Origin of the sequence: Sphingomonas sp. PAMC26645 (genome assembly GCF_004795835.1) — a bacterium.
GTDB lineage: Bacteria > Pseudomonadota > Alphaproteobacteria > Sphingomonadales > Sphingomonadaceae > Sphingomonas.
Genome location: NZ_CP039249.1, coordinates 1739798 through 1756467 on the forward strand (window position 1 = coordinate 1739798; position 16670 = coordinate 1756467).

23 protein-coding genes are annotated in these 16670 nt (G+C 60.2%); 9 read left to right on the forward strand and 14 right to left on the reverse strand.

Annotated features, from left to right (window positions below):
• Positions 1-16 precede the first annotated feature (16 nt).
• The gene (locus E5673_RS08100; RefSeq protein ID WP_136189591.1) at positions 17-1183 is read left to right on the forward strand and encodes a hypothetical protein; all 1167 of its coding nucleotides are present in this window, start codon (positions 17-19) and stop codon (positions 1181-1183) included.
• A 295-nt stretch (positions 1184-1478) separates the two neighbouring features.
• Here the strand turns inward: E5673_RS08100 and E5673_RS19960 are convergent, their stop codons facing one another.
• The 4 genes from E5673_RS19960 to E5673_RS08125 all read right to left on the reverse strand — a co-directional run bounded on the left by E5673_RS19960 (position 1479) and on the right by E5673_RS08125 (position 5568).
• On the reverse strand, positions 1479-1691 hold the full coding sequence (locus E5673_RS19960; protein WP_136189592.1) for a DUF5818 domain-containing protein: 213 nt from the start codon (positions 1689-1691) through the stop codon (positions 1479-1481).
• Between the two features lie 570 nt (positions 1692-2261).
• The gene (locus E5673_RS08115; RefSeq protein WP_136189594.1) at positions 2262-3146 is read right to left on the reverse strand and encodes a plasmid partitioning protein RepB C-terminal domain-containing protein; all 885 of its coding nucleotides are present in this window, start codon (positions 3144-3146) and stop codon (positions 2262-2264) included.
• On the reverse strand, positions 3143-4021 hold the full coding sequence (locus E5673_RS08120; RefSeq protein ID WP_136189595.1) for a plasmid partitioning protein RepB C-terminal domain-containing protein: 879 nt from the start codon (positions 4019-4021) through the stop codon (positions 3143-3145). Before E5673_RS08120 ends, E5673_RS08115 begins: the two co-directional genes overlap by 4 nt.
• On the reverse strand, positions 4018-5568 hold the full coding sequence (locus E5673_RS08125; protein WP_281727889.1) for a recombinase family protein: 1551 nt from the start codon (positions 5566-5568) through the stop codon (positions 4018-4020). Before E5673_RS08125 ends, E5673_RS08120 begins: the two co-directional genes overlap by 4 nt.
• A 74-nt stretch (positions 5569-5642) precedes the next feature.
• Here E5673_RS08125 and E5673_RS08130 point away from each other — a divergent pair, with 74 nt between their 5' ends.
• Positions 5643-6029 carry a hypothetical protein gene (locus E5673_RS08130; RefSeq protein ID WP_136189597.1) on the forward strand — a complete coding sequence of 129 codons (387 nt, stop codon included), beginning with the start codon at positions 5643-5645 and terminating at the stop codon, positions 6027-6029.
• Positions 6030-6097: 68 nt separating this feature from the next.
• On the opposite strand, the gene E5673_RS08135 is transcribed toward E5673_RS08130, so the two are convergent.
• The 9 genes from E5673_RS08135 to E5673_RS08170 all read right to left on the reverse strand — a co-directional run bounded on the left by E5673_RS08135 (position 6098) and on the right by E5673_RS08170 (position 10475).
• A complete protein-coding gene (locus E5673_RS08135) occupies positions 6098-7069 on the reverse strand; it encodes a CHC2 zinc finger domain-containing protein (protein WP_136189598.1) in 972 nt (323 codons plus the stop codon).
• Entirely contained in the window at positions 7066-7749 is a 684-nt protein-coding gene (locus E5673_RS08140; RefSeq protein WP_136189599.1) for a hypothetical protein, read from the reverse strand. The genes E5673_RS08135 and E5673_RS08140 overlap by 4 nt, the downstream gene beginning before the upstream one ends.
• A gap of 369 nt (positions 7750-8118) precedes the next feature.
• On the reverse strand, positions 8119-8340 hold the full coding sequence (locus tag E5673_RS08145) for a hypothetical protein (RefSeq protein ID WP_136189600.1): 222 nt from the start codon (positions 8338-8340) through the stop codon (positions 8119-8121).
• Positions 8337-8573, reverse strand: a complete 237-nt coding sequence (locus E5673_RS08150; protein WP_136189601.1) for a hypothetical protein — start codon at positions 8571-8573, stop codon at positions 8337-8339. Before E5673_RS08150 ends, E5673_RS08145 begins: the two co-directional genes overlap by 4 nt.
• Entirely contained in the window at positions 8570-8713 is a 144-nt protein-coding gene (locus E5673_RS19630) for a hypothetical protein (protein WP_168711587.1), read from the reverse strand. The genes E5673_RS08150 and E5673_RS19630 overlap by 4 nt, the downstream gene beginning before the upstream one ends.
• Before the next feature lie 35 nt (positions 8714-8748).
• Entirely contained in the window at positions 8749-9162 is a 414-nt protein-coding gene (locus E5673_RS19635) for an XRE family transcriptional regulator (protein ID WP_210731820.1), read from the reverse strand.
• A complete protein-coding gene (locus E5673_RS08160; protein WP_136189602.1) occupies positions 9159-9344 on the reverse strand; it encodes a hypothetical protein in 186 nt (61 codons plus the stop codon). Before E5673_RS08160 ends, E5673_RS19635 begins: the two co-directional genes overlap by 4 nt.
• 92 nt (positions 9345-9436) lie before the next feature.
• The gene (locus E5673_RS08165) at positions 9437-9925 is read right to left on the reverse strand and encodes a hypothetical protein (RefSeq protein ID WP_136189603.1); all 489 of its coding nucleotides are present in this window, start codon (positions 9923-9925) and stop codon (positions 9437-9439) included.
• 256 nt (positions 9926-10181) lie between these two features.
• Entirely contained in the window at positions 10182-10475 is a 294-nt protein-coding gene (locus E5673_RS08170) for a YdaS family helix-turn-helix protein (protein ID WP_136189604.1), read from the reverse strand.
• Between the two features lie 816 nt (positions 10476-11291).
• Between E5673_RS08170 and E5673_RS08180 the strand changes: the two genes are divergently transcribed.
• Both E5673_RS08180 and E5673_RS08185 read left to right on the forward strand, forming a co-directional pair.
• Positions 11292-12440, forward strand: coding sequence for a hypothetical protein (locus E5673_RS08180; protein ID WP_136189605.1), 1149 nt, complete (start codon positions 11292-11294; stop codon positions 12438-12440).
• Between the two features lie 318 nt (positions 12441-12758).
• Positions 12759-12974 (forward strand): hypothetical protein, encoded by a 216-nt coding sequence (locus E5673_RS08185; protein ID WP_136189606.1) that lies wholly within the window; start codon positions 12759-12761, stop codon positions 12972-12974.
• A 36-nt stretch (positions 12975-13010) separates the two neighbouring features.
• On the opposite strand, the gene E5673_RS08190 is transcribed toward E5673_RS08185, so the two are convergent.
• Positions 13011-13673, reverse strand: coding sequence for a hypothetical protein (locus E5673_RS08190; RefSeq protein ID WP_136189607.1), 663 nt, complete (start codon positions 13671-13673; stop codon positions 13011-13013).
• A 615-nt stretch (positions 13674-14288) separates the two neighbouring features.
• Here E5673_RS08190 and E5673_RS08195 point away from each other — a divergent pair.
• The 5 genes from E5673_RS08195 (at position 14289) to E5673_RS08215 (ending at position 16668) form a co-directional block, all read left to right on the forward strand.
• Positions 14289-14504: a hypothetical protein gene (locus tag E5673_RS08195; protein ID WP_136189608.1), complete on the forward strand. Its 216-nt coding sequence runs from the start codon at positions 14289-14291 to the stop codon at positions 14502-14504.
• A complete protein-coding gene (locus E5673_RS08200) occupies positions 14497-14904 on the forward strand; it encodes a hypothetical protein (protein ID WP_136189609.1) in 408 nt (135 codons plus the stop codon). Before E5673_RS08195 ends, E5673_RS08200 begins: the two co-directional genes overlap by 8 nt.
• Positions 14905-15100: 196 nt before the next feature.
• The gene (locus E5673_RS08205; RefSeq protein WP_136189610.1) at positions 15101-15574 is read left to right on the forward strand and encodes a hypothetical protein; all 474 of its coding nucleotides are present in this window, start codon (positions 15101-15103) and stop codon (positions 15572-15574) included.
• 81 nt (positions 15575-15655) lie between these two features.
• Complete coding sequence (locus tag E5673_RS08210) at positions 15656-16180, forward strand: hypothetical protein (RefSeq protein ID WP_136189611.1); 525 nt, start codon at positions 15656-15658, stop codon at positions 16178-16180.
• A 98-nt stretch (positions 16181-16278) separates the two neighbouring features.
• A complete protein-coding gene (locus tag E5673_RS08215) occupies positions 16279-16668 on the forward strand; it encodes a hypothetical protein (RefSeq protein ID WP_136189612.1) in 390 nt (129 codons plus the stop codon).
• Positions 16669-16670 lie beyond the last annotated feature (2 nt).

Here is a 16670-nt window from a genome sequence, read left to right on the forward strand (position 1 = left end):
ATCGCCGGGGAGCCACATGGAAGGCACAATTGCATTGTGGTTCGACCCGCTCGAGCCAGATCGGCAGGCGCCCTGCCTTGAGCTGCACGTGAATCTCTGGCGCGACCTATCTGCGGACTTCAACTTCTTCGACGTTGGTTTTCGGCTTTCCGAAATCGAAAATCTACGCCGCTTCCATCTCTTTTTTCCGGTTCCTTTACGACTGGACTGCATGTCCGACCTCGGTGAAACGCTTCGATACGCAGACACTCTCAAGGCGGTATTCAATGACTTGGTCACGGCGGGGAGCGGCGACTCGGGTTTCTACGGCACGGAGCTGGACGGCAAACCGCACCTCACCGTTCAGATGCTCGACATCGACCGAGATCTCAGCCTCGAGCCCGTAGCTATGCCAGCGTCGGACGGAACCATTGTAACCTTCGGCGAGTCGCTCTGCGACAGAATGCGATCCGTTGGCGCTGGCGGACACTATGTTCGGCTGCGCATTCACCTGCACGGCCGTTCTCGCGACCTTTTCAGCAGCGAGATCGCCGCTGGCGACTGGCGACTGACGACCGCAACCAGCATCACTGAAACCACCGAGTTCCGATTTAACGAGCGGCGGAGCTATCCGGACGTGGTAGCTCGACGCGTCGGCGAAGGCGCCTTCAGGATCGAGAAGATCCATTACTTCCTGATCCGGGACATCGAGCAACAGCTCACCAGCCAGCACAGCCCGCTCAGGAACGTCCGTCGTCTCGAAGCTGGGCTATGGACGCCCTACCTGCAGGGCGAACCAACACGCACTAGCACGTGGCGAGCGCCGGCGGGGGTGGTCCGTCGTCTCGCGATCTATCATTGGTCATCCAAAGCTAAGGATGACGCATTTGTGGAATCCTTCACGGCGTTTGCAAGCTTTCGGGCAGCTCGCGTTCATCTCGGTATCTATGCAGTGGCGATCGTGCTGTTTGGGGCAATGGGTAGCTTGCTGGCCGCAATCATCTCTGCGAGGCTGAGTCACCCGATCCCCTCGACGCAGCTGCACGCTGACCTGCTAGCCGCCGCCGCCGTCGCGGGGTGCATCCTTGCATACTGGCTGGTTGTTGCGATGCCTTGGCGTGCCTTGGGAGCTAGACTGAAAGCTCTCGCTCGCCGCGTCGTGCAAAGCATCGGCACACGCCTGAAACGGAACGCCCAGTCCTAGGCGGATCGACCATAAAGGCACACGCCTAGGCCGCTCTTGGTCAAGAGGGCGTTTGGATAACGGACTGAAAATCGAACGCATCCGCGTGTGAGGAGGCATTAACCTTCCTATCTTGCTTCATTAAGGAGACCGGCCGTCACGCTTGTTTGAGGCCGAAAGCCGACGAGCGGCTTCCCAACCCGTAAATCGTTCGATGTGGTGCTTGGGAGGGTGCCCAGTCTGTGTTTTTCGGCATCAGCTTGGCCGAATGAAGCGTTGATATTCCGTGCGAGGCCGACACAGTCGAATGATGTTTCTATATTGGGCTTCGGAGCCGTTCGACGGATATGGTTTGCAGCAGATCAAAATCGACGCGCGTGCCAACGACGGTTACCCTTTCCCCGGCTAACTCTTGAGCCCGACGTGAGGCGTCGAGCCGCCAAGTGCCTCCTGCATCCCGTCGAAACACGAGATTTCCATTCTCCAGGTCTAGCCGGCCGGTCTCCTCGTGCTTCGAACCCATGGGCATTAGACTGGTTTTGCGCCAGCTGATCCGCACTTTGCGAACTTGCCATTGGCAGTCTTGCAGCGGACTGATTTCGGGGGGGGCTTATTGGGACATTTCGCAAATCTGCCCTTTGCGTCCTTGCAAGGTGTAGAGAACGCCGGAGCGGGCGCACCGACTAAAGCAAGGGTTGCAATGGCGAACAACAGCTGATGCATGACGATCTCCGTCCCAGGTATGGGGCTATTCCAAACTATCAAACACCCTTCGGCTGTCAACGCAGCGTCTTTGGATTACGGTGCGATTTGACACCACTTCGATACTTGAACAAAGCTGGTCTATCTCATCAGGCGGGTTGAATGATCATCTTATCCTAAAGCCCCGAAATCAAGCGAAGGCATCTCAACGATCGCCCCGCCTGCCGTCTATCGACTCGACCGAGATCGTCGGAACGCCCAGACCAGGGAGGACAGGCTGCCGATCAACGCGGCGACGGCGAGCAGAAGCGGGGGATCCAGGACTATCATTACGCGACTCCATCGGCTCGTGGCAGTTCTGCGTATCCGTTATGTTCCTTGTAGGACAGCTGGCGCGTCAGGTGGCATCCAGTGACGTCGCATCTACGATTGCCCGGAACTGGTTCATGATTTCCTGATGCCGGGACGTAAGATAGCCTGCGACGTTGTCGTTTTCGATCAGGCGCTTCAGATAGCGCGATGACAGCACGAGTTCGAGGACGTCGTCGCCAAACGTGGAATCGCGTGCACGGAAATCGGCGTTGAGCGTTTCCAGTTCGCGCTCCATCCGAGCCATCTGCTCGGGCGTCACCCCAGGTATTTTTTTGGGCTGATCAGGTTTCGCAAGATCGCATTGCCGTGTCGCCGCGAGCATCGCGCGTGCGTAGCTTGCGGTGAAGTTGTTCATTCCCGCCATCATCTCCGCTGCGGCGAACTGCTTCTCGGGCTTGAGCTTGCGGAGGACGTCGAAGACGACCGCGGTCACCTGCTTGTCCTTCAGGATCTCGATGGCATCCGCTGATATGCCGTCGAGCATCGTGCGGCGTCGTGCCACGAGAGCTTCGTCCATGCCCAGCGCCGCCGCTATCAGTCTGGCGGGCACTCCCCGATCGATAGCGCGGGTGATCATGTAGTGCTCTTGGACCGTGGCAAGTCGATTGACACGCTTGTTGTATGTGAATGCCTCGTCGTCGTCAGAGACTATGCAGGGGGCAGAAGCGGCGCCGGTCGCTCGCAGCGCATGAAGACGAAGGTGTCCGTCGAGCAGCATGTGTCGACCGTTCTTGCCCGCGACGGTCACGGCGAGCGGTTCGATGATGCCGACCTCGGTTATCGACGTGGCAATCCTCGCATACCGTTTGGACTCCGTGATGCGGTCGGTCATCGGCCGGAGCGGAAGGATCGTATCGAGCGGCAGCTCAAACACCTTGCGTTCGAACGATATGTGCACGGGTTCCGTCATGCTGCGTCGCCGGCCTTGCCCAGACGCCGCGCGATCGGTTGAGGAAGGTTCGCCATGCCCTCCGCCCGGAGAAGCGTGACGAAATGGTCTTCGGCGAGAAGCTTGCCCATGGCGCCCACTATGAACGTCAGTCGTCCTTCCGTCAGTGTGGCCTTCTTCACGAGCAGCCGCTGGCGTTCCACCTCCTTCTGATAGGCGCGGACTAGGGACGCAGCCGTAGTGGGCTGACTGCGCCTCGCGCCGGTTCTGATCGACTTGATTCCTTTTCCGATCAGATTTCGCTGATCGACGATCCGGCGGATCGCCAGGATCTGTGTGCCCGGCAGCGATCCGGCCTCATAGGCTTCCGTCAGCGCTCGCTGCACTTGCGTGTCGTCGGCACGAGCGATCTCGGCAGCGATCGTATGCGGGATGACGCCTCGCTCGACCGCATCCAGCAATCGCTCCTCGCCCCTGTCGAGAAGGAAGTTGATCGTCCAGACGTATTCCGGGCTGAAGCCGACCTTGCGGGCTATCTCCGTATGACCGTAGCCACGCTCCCTGAGCGCACCGATTTCGCGGATAAGTTCGAGCGGCGTCAGGTTTCGGCGGGCCATGTTCTCCACGAGGCTCATCACGTAGCATTCCTCTCGGGTCGCTTCGATGATGACGGCGGGAATGGACGTCTCGCCCAATTTGACGAAGGCCTCCATGCGGCCCTGTCCGCAGACCAGTTCGTAGCCATTCCCGGAGGGGCCCCGCCTGACCGTGATGGGGCGTTTGAGGCCGACCGCGCGGATGCTCTCGACCAGTTCGTCGAACACCTTACGGTTGCGCGCTCGGGGATTGAGGACCTCTATCGCGACGATGGGGATGTCGATGATATCAGGGGTCACAGCGCATACTCCACCGCATGACGTCGCAGCAGGTGATAGAGGGGCGCCAGATCCTCCGTTCGATAGGCGTCGAGCATGATGCCGTTCTCCTCTGCCATGCCGATGTGCGGATCCGACCCACGGTCTAGCCAAGGTAGGAGGTAGTAGTCTCGGACCGACCCGTTGTCTGGCGCCATGCGGACGACGACGGTGATGTCGGGGCGGAGACCGGCGTCGAGGCGGACTCGCCAGCGCAACGATCCGGCCGCGGTCGTCTGGCACCGGACGATGACGACCGCGATCGTCACCTCGTGGTTGACGAAGAGCAGATCCGTGCTCCCGTCTACTGCGACATGTCCGCCGATCGCTTCGATGTCCGCGATGGTGCTCGCCAAAACGTCGGGATGCATGAGGCGGAGCTGCCGATTGGTCTCGACGTAACGAAAGTCGCGGACTGGGGCGTAGCCTATCAGCTGGTATGCGCGGAGCAGGCTGCCGAAACGGTTTCGATAGGCCGCAGTTGACGGCATCGCCTCGACCTCGTCGATGATCATGCCGGACAAAGCGCCTCTGACCGACAGCAGTTCGGACAGCATCCCGAGAAGGTCCGCATCAGAGAACCGGCGGGCGCGCTCCGCGAGAATGGTCTGCGCCGCTTCGAAGAGTCCAGGGTCGACGATCGCCTCGAAGGCACCGAGCCTACGTATCCACATGTCCGGCGTGTTGACGATGCGCTTCTTCTTCAGCTTGCACGAAACCCGATTGTAGACGTTATGGCCGATGTATTTCTCGTTGGTCAGGATCTGGCGGACGACCGCGCGGTTCCACGGCCTGCCGAGATCTGTGACTAGACCCTCCTTGTTGAGAAGCGTCGCGATCTCGCGTTCCGAACGGCGTTCGATCACGAACATTTGATACATGCGGCGGACGGTATCGATTTCAGCGACGGGTCCCGGCACTAGGATGACGCGATCGGTCTGAAGGCTTTTCTGCTCGCCGGCCGCCAGCATGGCCTTCGGTTCGTCATGCTCGTTCACGAGACGTCGCCGCAGTCCGTATCCCGCGGGCCCCCCCTGACGATAGCCGAGCGTGATGAGCCTGCATTGCCCGGCGAAGACCTTGGTCGACAGCTCTCGGCTATACTCGCCGGCCATCATGCGCTTGACAGTCTTTATTATGTCGGCCTGGAAGCTTCCGTCGTTCTCGAACTGCTCCGCACAATAGTGGACATGTATCCCTCGTTGGCGACAGATAAATTCGTAATACGCGCTTTCGTCCGCATCCTGGAACCGGCCCCAGCGACTGATGTCGTATACGAGGATTGCTTCATAGTCAGCATCGCCGTCCTGCACGTCGTTGATCAGGCGTTTGAGCGAATCGCGTCCCGCGATGTTGAGACCGCTGCGGCCTTCGTCGGCGTAGGTGCGGACGATTTCGAAGTTCCTGCGCGCAGCATAGTCGGCGATGGCTTCGGCCTGGTTCTCGGTCGAATATTTCTGAAGGTCCGTCGACATGCGCACATACTGCGCAGCACGGGTCGCCGATTTGTCTGGAGGCTCTGCTGGCACCGGTTTTCCTGACGCTTGTCACGGGCGTGTCGCGTCCGTGTCCGACAGAGGCTTTCTATTCGAGGGAGGGCGGAATGTCGTTGTCCGGCAAGAACCGAAATCTTCGAGCGGAAGCCGGAAATCGGTTTCCCATGGACCCAGCCGCCGACACGATGGAGGTGTTTGCCAGCGTTATCGCTGACGCCCTCAGACGTGATTTCGGCACGACCCCGGCAAAGGTGAAGCACATCGCGCGTTTGACCGGAACCAACGCCCGAACGGTTCAGAACTGGCTGCATGCTCGGAATGGTCCGAGCGGCGCGGGACTGGTCGTCCTGATGCGCCACTCGGACGCTGTCACGGAGGCTGTGCTCGAACTGGCCGATCGTCATAACGCCAAGCGCTTTGCGAAAAGCGATCGGCTCATCACGGAACTCCGGACGCTAGCGATTTCCCTCCTCGATCACATCGGACCTGAATGATCGATATAACGGTCGCGATGACGTGGCTGGTCGGGAACCGGGAAGTTGACGGGGTTCGCTTCCGCTGCTCAGGCGTGCAGGAGCAGCCACTCCTCGTTGAAGTCCTTGCCTGCCTTCGGCACTAGATCTTCCACGACGAGTCCGGCGGCCGCGTATGCGGTAACCGCCGCTGCCGCAGCGATCCTGCCCGGGTCGTCCGCGTCTCCGCACACGATCACGCGCCTGACCGCATCCGGGAAGCGGACGTTCGGCAGGTTGCCGTCGCCGACCGCCGCCCACACGCTGGCGCCTGGAAACATGAGCCTTACCGCCAAGCCATCCTCGACGCTCGCGGCGAGCATCACCGTGTCGGCGACAGGGCCGAAGCGGACGGCGCATCCGCGCACCCTACCGAGCGACAGCCTCGGCGTGCCGCGGGAAGACTTGCGGCCCTCATTGTCGAGAAAGGTGCGCTGGATGCCGCAGACCCCGCCTTCGCGGTCCTGAAGCGCCGCCAGCATCGCCGGTTCGCGGCGGCCCTCCCTCCCGTGCGCGTCCCACCAGCGCGAGACATGCGCGTGGCGGATCGATCCTGGCACGGCATGGCAGACGCCGCGCCTTGTCAGGTATGTCTCGGTCAGCGACCAGCCGATCGGCGTGGCCTCCTGCCAGATCCTGCGCGCCCGTTTCACCGACTCCGCGCGACGCAGCGCGATGATGATGGGGTCCTTGAGCGTGGTCGGGACGATGTGCTCCGCGCCTGCAAGATCGAGGCAGGCCTGCCGGAAGTCGACGTTGTGGATGCGCTGGTGGAGGTCGATCACATCGCCGCCGGCTTCGCAGCCGTGACAGTGGAAGACCTTCTTGCTCTCGTTCACGAAGAAGCTGGCGGTGTCCTCCGCGTGGAAGGGGCAGAGCCCCTTCATCTCATCGCCCGACGGTTTCAGGTCGGTGACGTCCGCCGCGATCTTCGTGATCGAGGTCTCTGCCTTCAGGCGGGCGATGTCGATCCGGCCCTTCGCGTCCAGGTATCTGGCTGGCAGCGGTCTTGCGCCGGTCATGCTGCACCTCCGCGATCCTTGGTCCTTTTCGCTGGCCCGTCCTTCCACCTCAGTTGGCGGAGGCTCGACCGGATGACCTCGATGGTGGCGGGGACCGGCACGCCGAGTTGCGCCGCCCACCAGTCGGACGCCGCGCGCTCGTGCAAGTGGAGGAACGTGTCGGAGAACTTTCCGTCGGTCATGTGGCGCAGGCCCGCCTGGGCCTCCACGATGTCCCGACGCACGCCACCGTCAGCCATGCCGGCGAACACGCCTTCCCGCAGACTGCGGAACGACCAGGCGAAGGGCAGGGGGCCTTCTCCGTCCTCAAGCAGCAGATCGTCGACGTAGGCCACTGCGTCGGCATCGGGTGCGATCGGCGCACCATGGATATCTTCGAACAGGACGCCGGACGTCCTCCCTTCGATCGCCGCGCGCATCGCGGCTGCGGCGGCCTGTCCCAGCGAGATGCTGGTCAACCAGCCATTCGGCGCGGCGGTGGTCAGCACGTCCGTGCGTCTGTCGAAGCCGCGAACCTTCGAGGCGGTCAGCACGTGCGCGGCTATGGGCACGAGGGTCGCGATCGTCGTCAGTTTGGCGAGCGGGTGGTCGCATCGCGACGCCCTGCGGTTTAGGGTGGCTATGTGCGTCGTGGAGAGGACGAACGGGTGCTGCCCGTCCTCCATGTGGAGTCGGTCCATGTCTCATTCCTGTCTCGAAGGTCCCATTCGCAGGCGGGACCAGGGTGTCAGAACGCGGTCTGTGTCGCGTTCGGCGACGTGAAGGCCTTCGTGCTTATCCGCCGACCGCGTCGCGCTCGTTATCGCGTCGCGATGCGACGTCGATCTCCGCATGGAGACGTTCGGCGTTCCGTCGCCGTCGTGCTTCCTTCATGTGCCTGCTCCTGCATTGGATGCGCGCTGTGCGCGGGTGGACGCGGGCCGGTTTTCCTCCGGCACCTTGCGATCACCTTCCCTTCCATCCATCGCGAAGCGCCACGACTGGGAGTTCGTCGGCCGCGACCTTGCCGCCGCCCATGCCGTGCTGGCGTTCATCGCCGCCCTCGGCGCTCATATGTCGTACGTCCGACTGCCGTCCTGCTCCAGGCAGACGTCAGGGAATAAGCAGTGCGGCGACTCGTGATCACGCTCGACGTCGCTGTAGGTGCGGTTGAGCCAAGCCCACGCCGCATTTTGCGTGCCGAACTTGGCCACGTCCTTTTCTCCGACCATGCCGGAGTTCTCGACGATGATGTACGCAGGCTTCGACCTGACAGCGAGGCCGGCGTTCATGAGGTGACGCCGATCGTCGCCAGCAGCGCGGCAGCAGCGCCGGCCGGATCGATCGCGAACATGATCGCGGATCCGACGGCGGCACCGAGGCAGGCGAGCTTACCCATGTCGGTCGCGGTCAACCTGTCGGGGGCGCAGGACGAGCAGTCGCAATCGTGGTCGTGGATCTCGATAAGGCGCATCTGCGGCTCGCGCATGCCTAACGTGCGCTCGATCTTCGGTTGAGGCATCATGACCTGTTCTCCGGACGGGATTGAATGGCGACGCGGAGAACTTCGAGGCTCCACGTCAGCAGGATGGTGACGATCGCGAGCACGCCGATCGCGCGGCCGACCGATCCGAAGAGGACCAGGGCAAGCGCCAAGCCGCTCATGACGGCGGCGATCGCGTGAACAATGCGCAGGCGATTCATGCCGCCACATCACGCGCGGCCGCGGCGGACCGGATGATCGCGATGCGATCGGCCGGCTCGTGAGTGAAGCAAGCGCTACACAGATCCACGTCGACCCAGGAGCAAGGGCCGGAATGTCCGACGCAAGGATCCGTCTCGGTGCAGGCACAGACGACGCACAGGCGGGGCTCATCGCGTCCCTCGACCGAGAGCGCCACGAGCACACCGAGGTCGAACTGCATCACCTGGTGCAGCACGACGATCGTGTTGAACGATGCCGGCATCTGGTCGCTCTCGATCTGCTCGAGCCAGCCGCGGCGGAGGTGTTGCGCCCAGCGCGGCACAGTCGCGATCCGCTCGGCGACGTCGTCGATCGACAAGCCAGACGCTTCGCGCCGCTTGCGGAGGTATTGGCCGGGGGTGAGCGTCATTGCGCGGCCCTCCGATCGAGATGCGCAGTCGCGGCGACATCGACGCGATCGATCGCGTGCAGCAGGTGGCGCATCCCGATGGGCAGATGCTCATCATCGGGCTGCGTCAGCGCCTCGAGGGCGAGCACAGTCTGTTTCAGGGAACTTGAAATGTTCGTGAGAGCTTCGCGTCGGTCGGGCATGCAAAGTGTCCAGGCAGCAGTTTCCCGCCCCGTTGATCACGATGATCAGCGGGCGGGGCGGGGTGGGCGGCGATGTCAGTCGGTTGGCGGTGTCAGCCGTCAGGCGGGGAAAGCGGACCCTCGCGGGCATGGCGGATGCGCTTCTTTAAGCTGGCCGAGAGCGGCGCGATGGCACCGTCGGCGTGCTCGAGTTCACGCAGAGCGGACTCCATGATCTGGACAGTCGCGCCCGGATGCATGGCCTCGACGACAAGCGGCGTAGCCTCGCACGACTCCTTCAGCCACGAATGGGCCAGCTGACCGTAGGCATGCTCTTCGGCAAATCGTTCGGCTGCAGCAGCTTCGATCATGCGAAGGATCGTATCCGTCAAAGGATAGCCGGCATGGCCAGCGGCGCGCCATTCGAGGTCGAGCGCAACGACGTCCTTAATCGTCAGCTGCCCAGGCTTCAGCGGGTCGGTCATGCTATGCAGGTAGCCGACCTGACGGCCCGTCGCCTCGGCGGCACGGCCGATCTTGAGGATGCCGAGCACCTCGCTGAGCTTGTTCTCGATCGTGATGGGTTCACGCAGCTTCGTCATGCTGCCGCCCTTCCGAAAAGTGGCGCCGATCGGAAACGACGATCGGCGCCAGGTGTGCCATTACCAAGGCTAGGGAGTGGCAGACAGGGGGCTTCCACGCCGAGGTCGGGAGACCCGACGCGAGGGTTCCGACCGGTCTGCCAGCGGCCGAAAGGGTGTGATGGTGTGGACGTCGACGACAGCCAGGGAGACAATAGCTGCCGTCGACGCTCGCCGTCGGGGTGACGGCCGAGAGAAATTGCTGTGGAATTCGACGTCATCGCGTCGGCTCCAAATTAGCAGGAAGCTGGCTCAGCGCGCTCTCAGCCACCGCGGGGTAGATGTCCGGCCGCAGACGGTGCTTCGATACGCCGGTAGCGGCTTCGACCGCGAGGACGTGTTCAGCAGGCAGCGGCCTCTGGCCGCTCAACCACTTCGATACTGCGCCTTGAGTGACCTCAAGCAGTCGGGCAGTCGCAGACTGGGAACCAATCGCGTCCACTGCCTCCCGCAAAGCCGCGAGAGCGATAGGTGAGGAATCGGTTTCCTGAAGCGAGGTCAGCCTGCCCATGAACACTGGGTATTCCCAAAGTCATAGATGGTCAATCCCAATATCTAATCCGCCTGGAATAGGGATTGGTCTAACTCGTGGACCCGTGACTGTAACCGCAAGCCGTTTGGCTGAAGCCATGAGAATAGCTGGCGAGGACCAGTCTTCGCTCGCTCGCGCCATAGGCATCACGCAGGGCGCGATTAGTAAGATCCTGCAGGGAAAGACGGCGAACTCCCGCCATCTCCCGCGTATCGCTCACTACCTCGGATCGTCGCTTCCATGGTTGCTCGGAGAAACTAACGATCCCGGGCTAGACCAACCGGCGCCAACGGCACCGGCTGTCCACTTCGTGACGATGCAAGTCGCGTTACCTAGCGAGCGTGCTCTGACGCGGATGTTTGAGGGGCTGTTGCGATCAATGGATCTCTCCGCCCCGGTGGACGTGCAAGCGCAGCTGCTCGCGAAGCGGTTACCCATTGGGCTGTCGCAGCTGCGCGATCTGCTCCCCGACACCGCCCCTTCGGTTCCGCAGTCAGTAGAACGGCCTCCAGCTCTCGCCACGACTGCTCCTGGACCGCGGCCATGACGGCACACATGATCTCGCAAGGGCTGCATCCTTCAATGCAACCCGGCGTACTTCGATATAATGATTCGCTCATAGACTTTCAGGCTCCCGTGCCGGCTACGGCACGAGCGATGCATGCGCCCTTGTCACTAAATGGGGATGTGCCGCTGTCCCTTTTACTCCTGTGGATCGGTGGACGACGGCCGCGGCCGTGAGTGGTGTCCGGGGAAGCGAACCGCGCGGCGGTCAACGACTATGGGAGATTTCGCGTGGAGACATTCGCTGAATATGCGGACGCCGCTGGTTTGGACACAATCAGTTGGGAAGATGATGATCTCGCGCTGGACGTGATCGCGATGTTCCACGGCTACTATGGACAGAGTTTGGCAATGGGACAGCGCAATGGTGCGCCTATGATCCTCGACGTCCACCTCATAGACCGCCCCGGTTTCAATGCGTTCGCTGGCAGCTTTGCAGACGCCGACGTAATCGCAATTTTTCGGGACGTTCCGTTATTGCTTCTCAAGATTGCTCGATCGATGGTGTCCCACGGCATCATACTTTCGCATATTCGCACAGAATCGGTAAAACTCGAGCCTTTTGCTGTGCCCGGGCGTTATGCCGAGCTTCTAAGTTCCGTTCGCGTATGGGAGGTTCAAGCGTTAGCGGACCCTAAAAGGGAAGATCTTGCGAAGAAAATTGCGGCCTTAGCTTGCCTATTCATATTAGGCCACGAATTTGCTCATATTTATAACGGACATGCAGACTATTTGGAAAAGCACTTGGGCCTCACCCTTGTCGCTGAAGTCCAAGGTGAGTCGCTCCCGTCTCCGGCGACATACGAGCGGGAAACATTGGAATGGGATGCCGACAGCACCGCCTCCGAGCAGGTGCTTGCTTGTGCAACCCGGGCCGATAAACGAGTTGTCGGAGGTAGAGATGTTTGGACTTTGCCGGAAAACAACTGGATCGGCACGCGAGATGACGCGATCCACATTGCGTTAATATCTCAAATGGTCTGCGGTTTTTTTGCCTTAGGTGCGGATAATCCCGACATTCTCGACCCGGCGCCTCGAACACATCCGCACGCGCGCTTCCGGATGATGAGCATGATCGATATGATGGCACACGTGTTATCATATCGAACGGGACAGCCGGAAATCGCTTTCGTACCGGTAATCAGTTCGGCGATGAAGCAATTTACAACAACGTTGGATTTGACCTTTCAAGTTCGGAAAGATCACGCGGCTCCCGATAAAGAGGCCGTCGCCGCTGCAAGGTCAGCTCGTATCAAACTGTGGGAGGCCAATTGGGCGAAAATGCATTCCGAGCTTGATACGTTAAAGCGGGGCGGTACCCTCGCACCGCCAGTACAGATGCCTCATCCGGCATATCCGACCAACCCCACGAAAGGCTGAGGGGTAAACGATGCGCGTCGACGACCTCCGACTTCGAGTCCCATACGGTCGTGGGATGCGTAAACGCCGGGTAGCAGCAATCGAAGGCGACGACGTGCTGTACACAGTTGACGGCATAACCTCGCTGGTGCCGCTACGGGCAAAGGCGGCAGATTTTGTGGCATGGATAGAGCGTCAAAAGTAGGGTTAGCTTTATTCTTGGCGAGGCGGGGTATCGCCGGGGTACATCCTACAACTATTCGCCGAAATCGTTCCCTTTTCTGCGGCTTTCAGAAGGTTGCGGCGGATGGGGTATCCGCCGCACAAGGAGAGATCAGCGTGGAAGAGCTTGACGTAATGGCTGTTGCGAAAGGCATGGAGGCGCATTTCCAGGCGGCGCTCTCACCCTTTGATGCTGATTTTGTGCAGCTATCGCGCGAGGACGCGGTGCTCACTCTTGGGCTGCTTTCCGCCTTAGTAAGTATCCTAGAGGGTGAGGAGCGCGCCCGCCATAGCGGCCAGCGGGTCGCGGCGGAGGGAATCTCCGCCGCATAGTGCGCGATAACTGTGCCTCGGTTATCTGAGCATCAACTAACTGGCGACGCCAACAAGCAGAGCTCGGTAATTTTGAAAATCCGATCCTGTTAGCTTAATAACAAAGCCAAGCTCCTTGCCTCCGGGCCCGAAGGCTCGTGCTTGGAAAGCACCAGTATAGGACCCGCTCTTCGTCGATATGGTCCCCTCAAAACGGTTGCTGGCGTTAATGAATGTGCCGTCGAAGAAGAACAGCTCCGATGTATTATTTTTCGCGATATTGAGTAGCAAGCTGAATGACAACCGGTCGGCAGCGGGGTTGAATGTCAATGATCCGTTGCTGTTGCTAAGGGTAAATGCCTCGCCGAACAAAGCGATGGCGTAGGTGCCCGAGACCGCATTCACACGCGCTGCTGCATCTGTCGGTGAACCGAAAGCAAGATAGGTACGCTGTAGGTTCGCACCGCTGCCGGAGGCGTACTCGCCTTTGTAGAGGTAAGTGTAACTGGAACTCGGCCTAGTGAGCGCGATCGTTCTATTTTCGCTCGATCCCGTCAGCGAGTCTGCAGTGACCGAACTGGAATTCAAGGTCGACACGCCGATCGTCGGACTCGAGATGACGAAAACCGAGCCTTGCGGGGTGATGTGGATTTGATCCTCACTAGCAGTCGTGAGTGCGACGGCGTTCGGAGACAACCCGTCGCTGTATGCCAGCGACACGGCGATAGCTGAGAAGTAACGATCTTCCGTAAAGTCGAATGCGCGCGCGTACGGCGTCGGTGTCGGTGTCGGTGTCGGTGTCGGTGTCGGTGTCGGTGTCGGTGTCGGTGTCGGTGTCGGTGTCGGCGTAACAACGATTGGCGTACTAACTCCGTCGTCTCCGCCGCAGCCAGTCAGAGATAGGGAAACAGCGAGCGCGCCAATCGCGCTTCTCCAATTTAGCGTTGCCCGTAGCTTCGTCATTTCCGCCCCTCAGTTTATTCAGTTCGTTATCGAAGGGGCGTCATGACATGTCCACGGCGTTTGTGATTTTATATGTTGCGCCGTCTGGATTTCGAGGGACTTTACTGCTCGGGCGATCCCGCACTGTCGCAAAGCAACGGTCACAATCGTGGCGCGCGTATTAATTCCAGCGAACTGACCGGGGTATCAACGGGGTATGCGCTCAAGCCGGCCGAGCAAAAACCAAACACTTAAGCGGGTGATGCATGCTTGCGGCGGAGGGTATATCCGCTGCTTGAACAAAGCTAAGCCAAACATCGAGAACCTGCCTGCAATCGGCGCTAAGGCGGAGGGCGATGGCGGATAGGGCAATGTCGTATTGGAGGTATTCTCATGGGTAACGAAGCCGTCTCGTCACGCGATCTCTTTGACGTGCTTGCTAAATCTCAGAAGGTGACGAACGCGTTAGCATTGGCGGTGTCCCACCTGGCAATCGGCGACACGCTCCTTGCTCGGGACACCCTCAAGGAGGTCGCCGAGTTGGCGAAAGAATCGCAGTGGTCGCTTGCCATGCTCGCTCACAACGCAGGGCTAGTTGAGCGTGGGTGACGTCGATGAGAGCGCAAAAGCCTTGCTGGCAGACCTCCAACGAGGCCGGGAGGCTCTCGTAGATCGTCAGCACTTGCGTCATGGTAACGGAGGGGGCACCTCAGGCGGCGTGACTGATGATTGGAAAGCCAGCGTTGACGCTCAGCTGAAGCACCTCCGAGAGGACGTGCAGCAGGTACGCAACTGGATCGTGGTCGGCGTTGCTGGCCCGTTGCTCGCGGTCATCGGCTTGTATGTCTACACAGGAACAAAATTCGATGCTGTCAGCGCCAAGTTCGATATCGTCGAAACCCGCATTGTCGGAGTCGAAAGTAAGGTCAACGTCCTAGCAGTCGAGCAAGCAAAAACGAACGCTAAGCTGGACCTGTTGCTTGAGCGATCGGCACGTAAGACCCGATAAATCCGGGGGTATCAGCGGGGTACTTCTCGAAAGCGCACGCCGTAAATCGACGGATTTCTGCCGGTTTGAAAGGATTGCGGCGGAGGGGATATCCGCCGCAGCGACGCATTCTGGCGACAACGATGTCCGGCGTGTGATGCGATGGGCGCCTAGGGCTCACTTCCCTTTGCAGTAAAAATCTGGGTAACCTTCTCCGATGAAGATCATCGGTGACTCGCTGGAACGCTACGCAGCCTATATCCAAGCGGCCAAATTAGGCATCTTTGCTTCCGCTGCGTTGCTCGCATACGTTCTGCAGCCGTACGTAAATTTCTTACCGGGCAACACGATCATCAGCGCGCTCATGCTGAGCAGTGCAGTGATAGGTTTCAGTGCTGCTGAAATGAACAGCGATCGCGTTCGTCTGGCGGCAAACGCTGTCGTCGGGCTCGCGGGTATCGGTTTTCTAGCATCGGCATTTCTCAATGCTGGAGATAGGCTGTTTGCTAACGAGCGCCGATGTGCGGCGATCCAGCATCATATGCTAATGTCGGCGGTTGGCAGGGCGGATGACGCCGCAATGTTTTCCGCATTTGGCTGTCGGCCGACAGGCGACCAATCGATCAGCTATCCGCGGAATGCTGTAGGCCCTTCGGCGCGAGAGAAGCCTACTCGCGTAACTCAGCCGTAGATGATCCGAGCAGCTACTACGGATTAACCGTTGCCGCCGGGGACGGAATATTCGCCGTAAACATATTACCTGGAGGCCTGTATGGGATGGCGTGCACTTACCAATTTCAGTTCGGTCAACATCGGAACCGTACTGTGTGTCTATCTTAATGGCCAAATTACTGGACAACCGGAACCTCAACTGACTGGTACTCATCCGATCGACATTGAGACGTCGACGGGATGGGTTGAAGCGTTGGTCGAATCCACTGGTCCTGCAAGCGCGGTCCTGATGATCAACGACGGCGCCCGCTACCAAATGACGCTGCGCCGACATGATGAACGTGAGTCCGGCATAACGATTGGTGGAAGCATGTACGGCAGGGACTGGATCGTTCGCAGCCAGGTCATTCCACATTCATCGATTGAAAGAGAGAACGGCAGGCCGGACCACTGGTTTATCGACAAATATGGGCCCGACCGGTGGCAGATGATTAAAGGCCCCTTGGGAAAACGCGCTGCCCTGTTGACGTTCGATCAGCTCTACGCCGAAGGTCTAGGAACGTACCGGATGCAGAACGGGGAGGGGCAGATCGAAACGAGTTCGGCGCGGAGGAAAGGTCTTTAAAGGTAGGCGCTCATGCCTGGACATGCCCCCGCGCGGAATACTTTCCTACTGATTCTAGTTCAGGCTATGTTCTTCCCTGCGGGGGGGAAGGTTGTACTGTGCAGAACGAATACCGGCTGACGCCTGACATGAACTCGCGAAAGCTGCAGGTGGTCAGCTTCGTCAAACAGTACATCAGCCGTTGGGGACAATGGCCAAGCTACGGCGAGATCGGTGGCGCGATGGGGATACACTCGTCGACGGCGCGTGATGCGGTCAAGCGGGCGGTGCGTGACGGCCTGCTCTATCGAGAGCGGGGTTCACGCAAAGGCGTCGTGAAGCCCGCAGGAGTGCAGAGCCGGCTTTGCCCGAGCGAGGCGGCCGAAATGCTTGAGCGGCTTCGCGAGGCGGGCGTGATCGTCATGGATACTGAGGCCAATGCGGCCACACCCACATTTTACCCACTGCCGATCTCCCCGCCATTTAGGCATCTGCCCGACATTGAATAGCT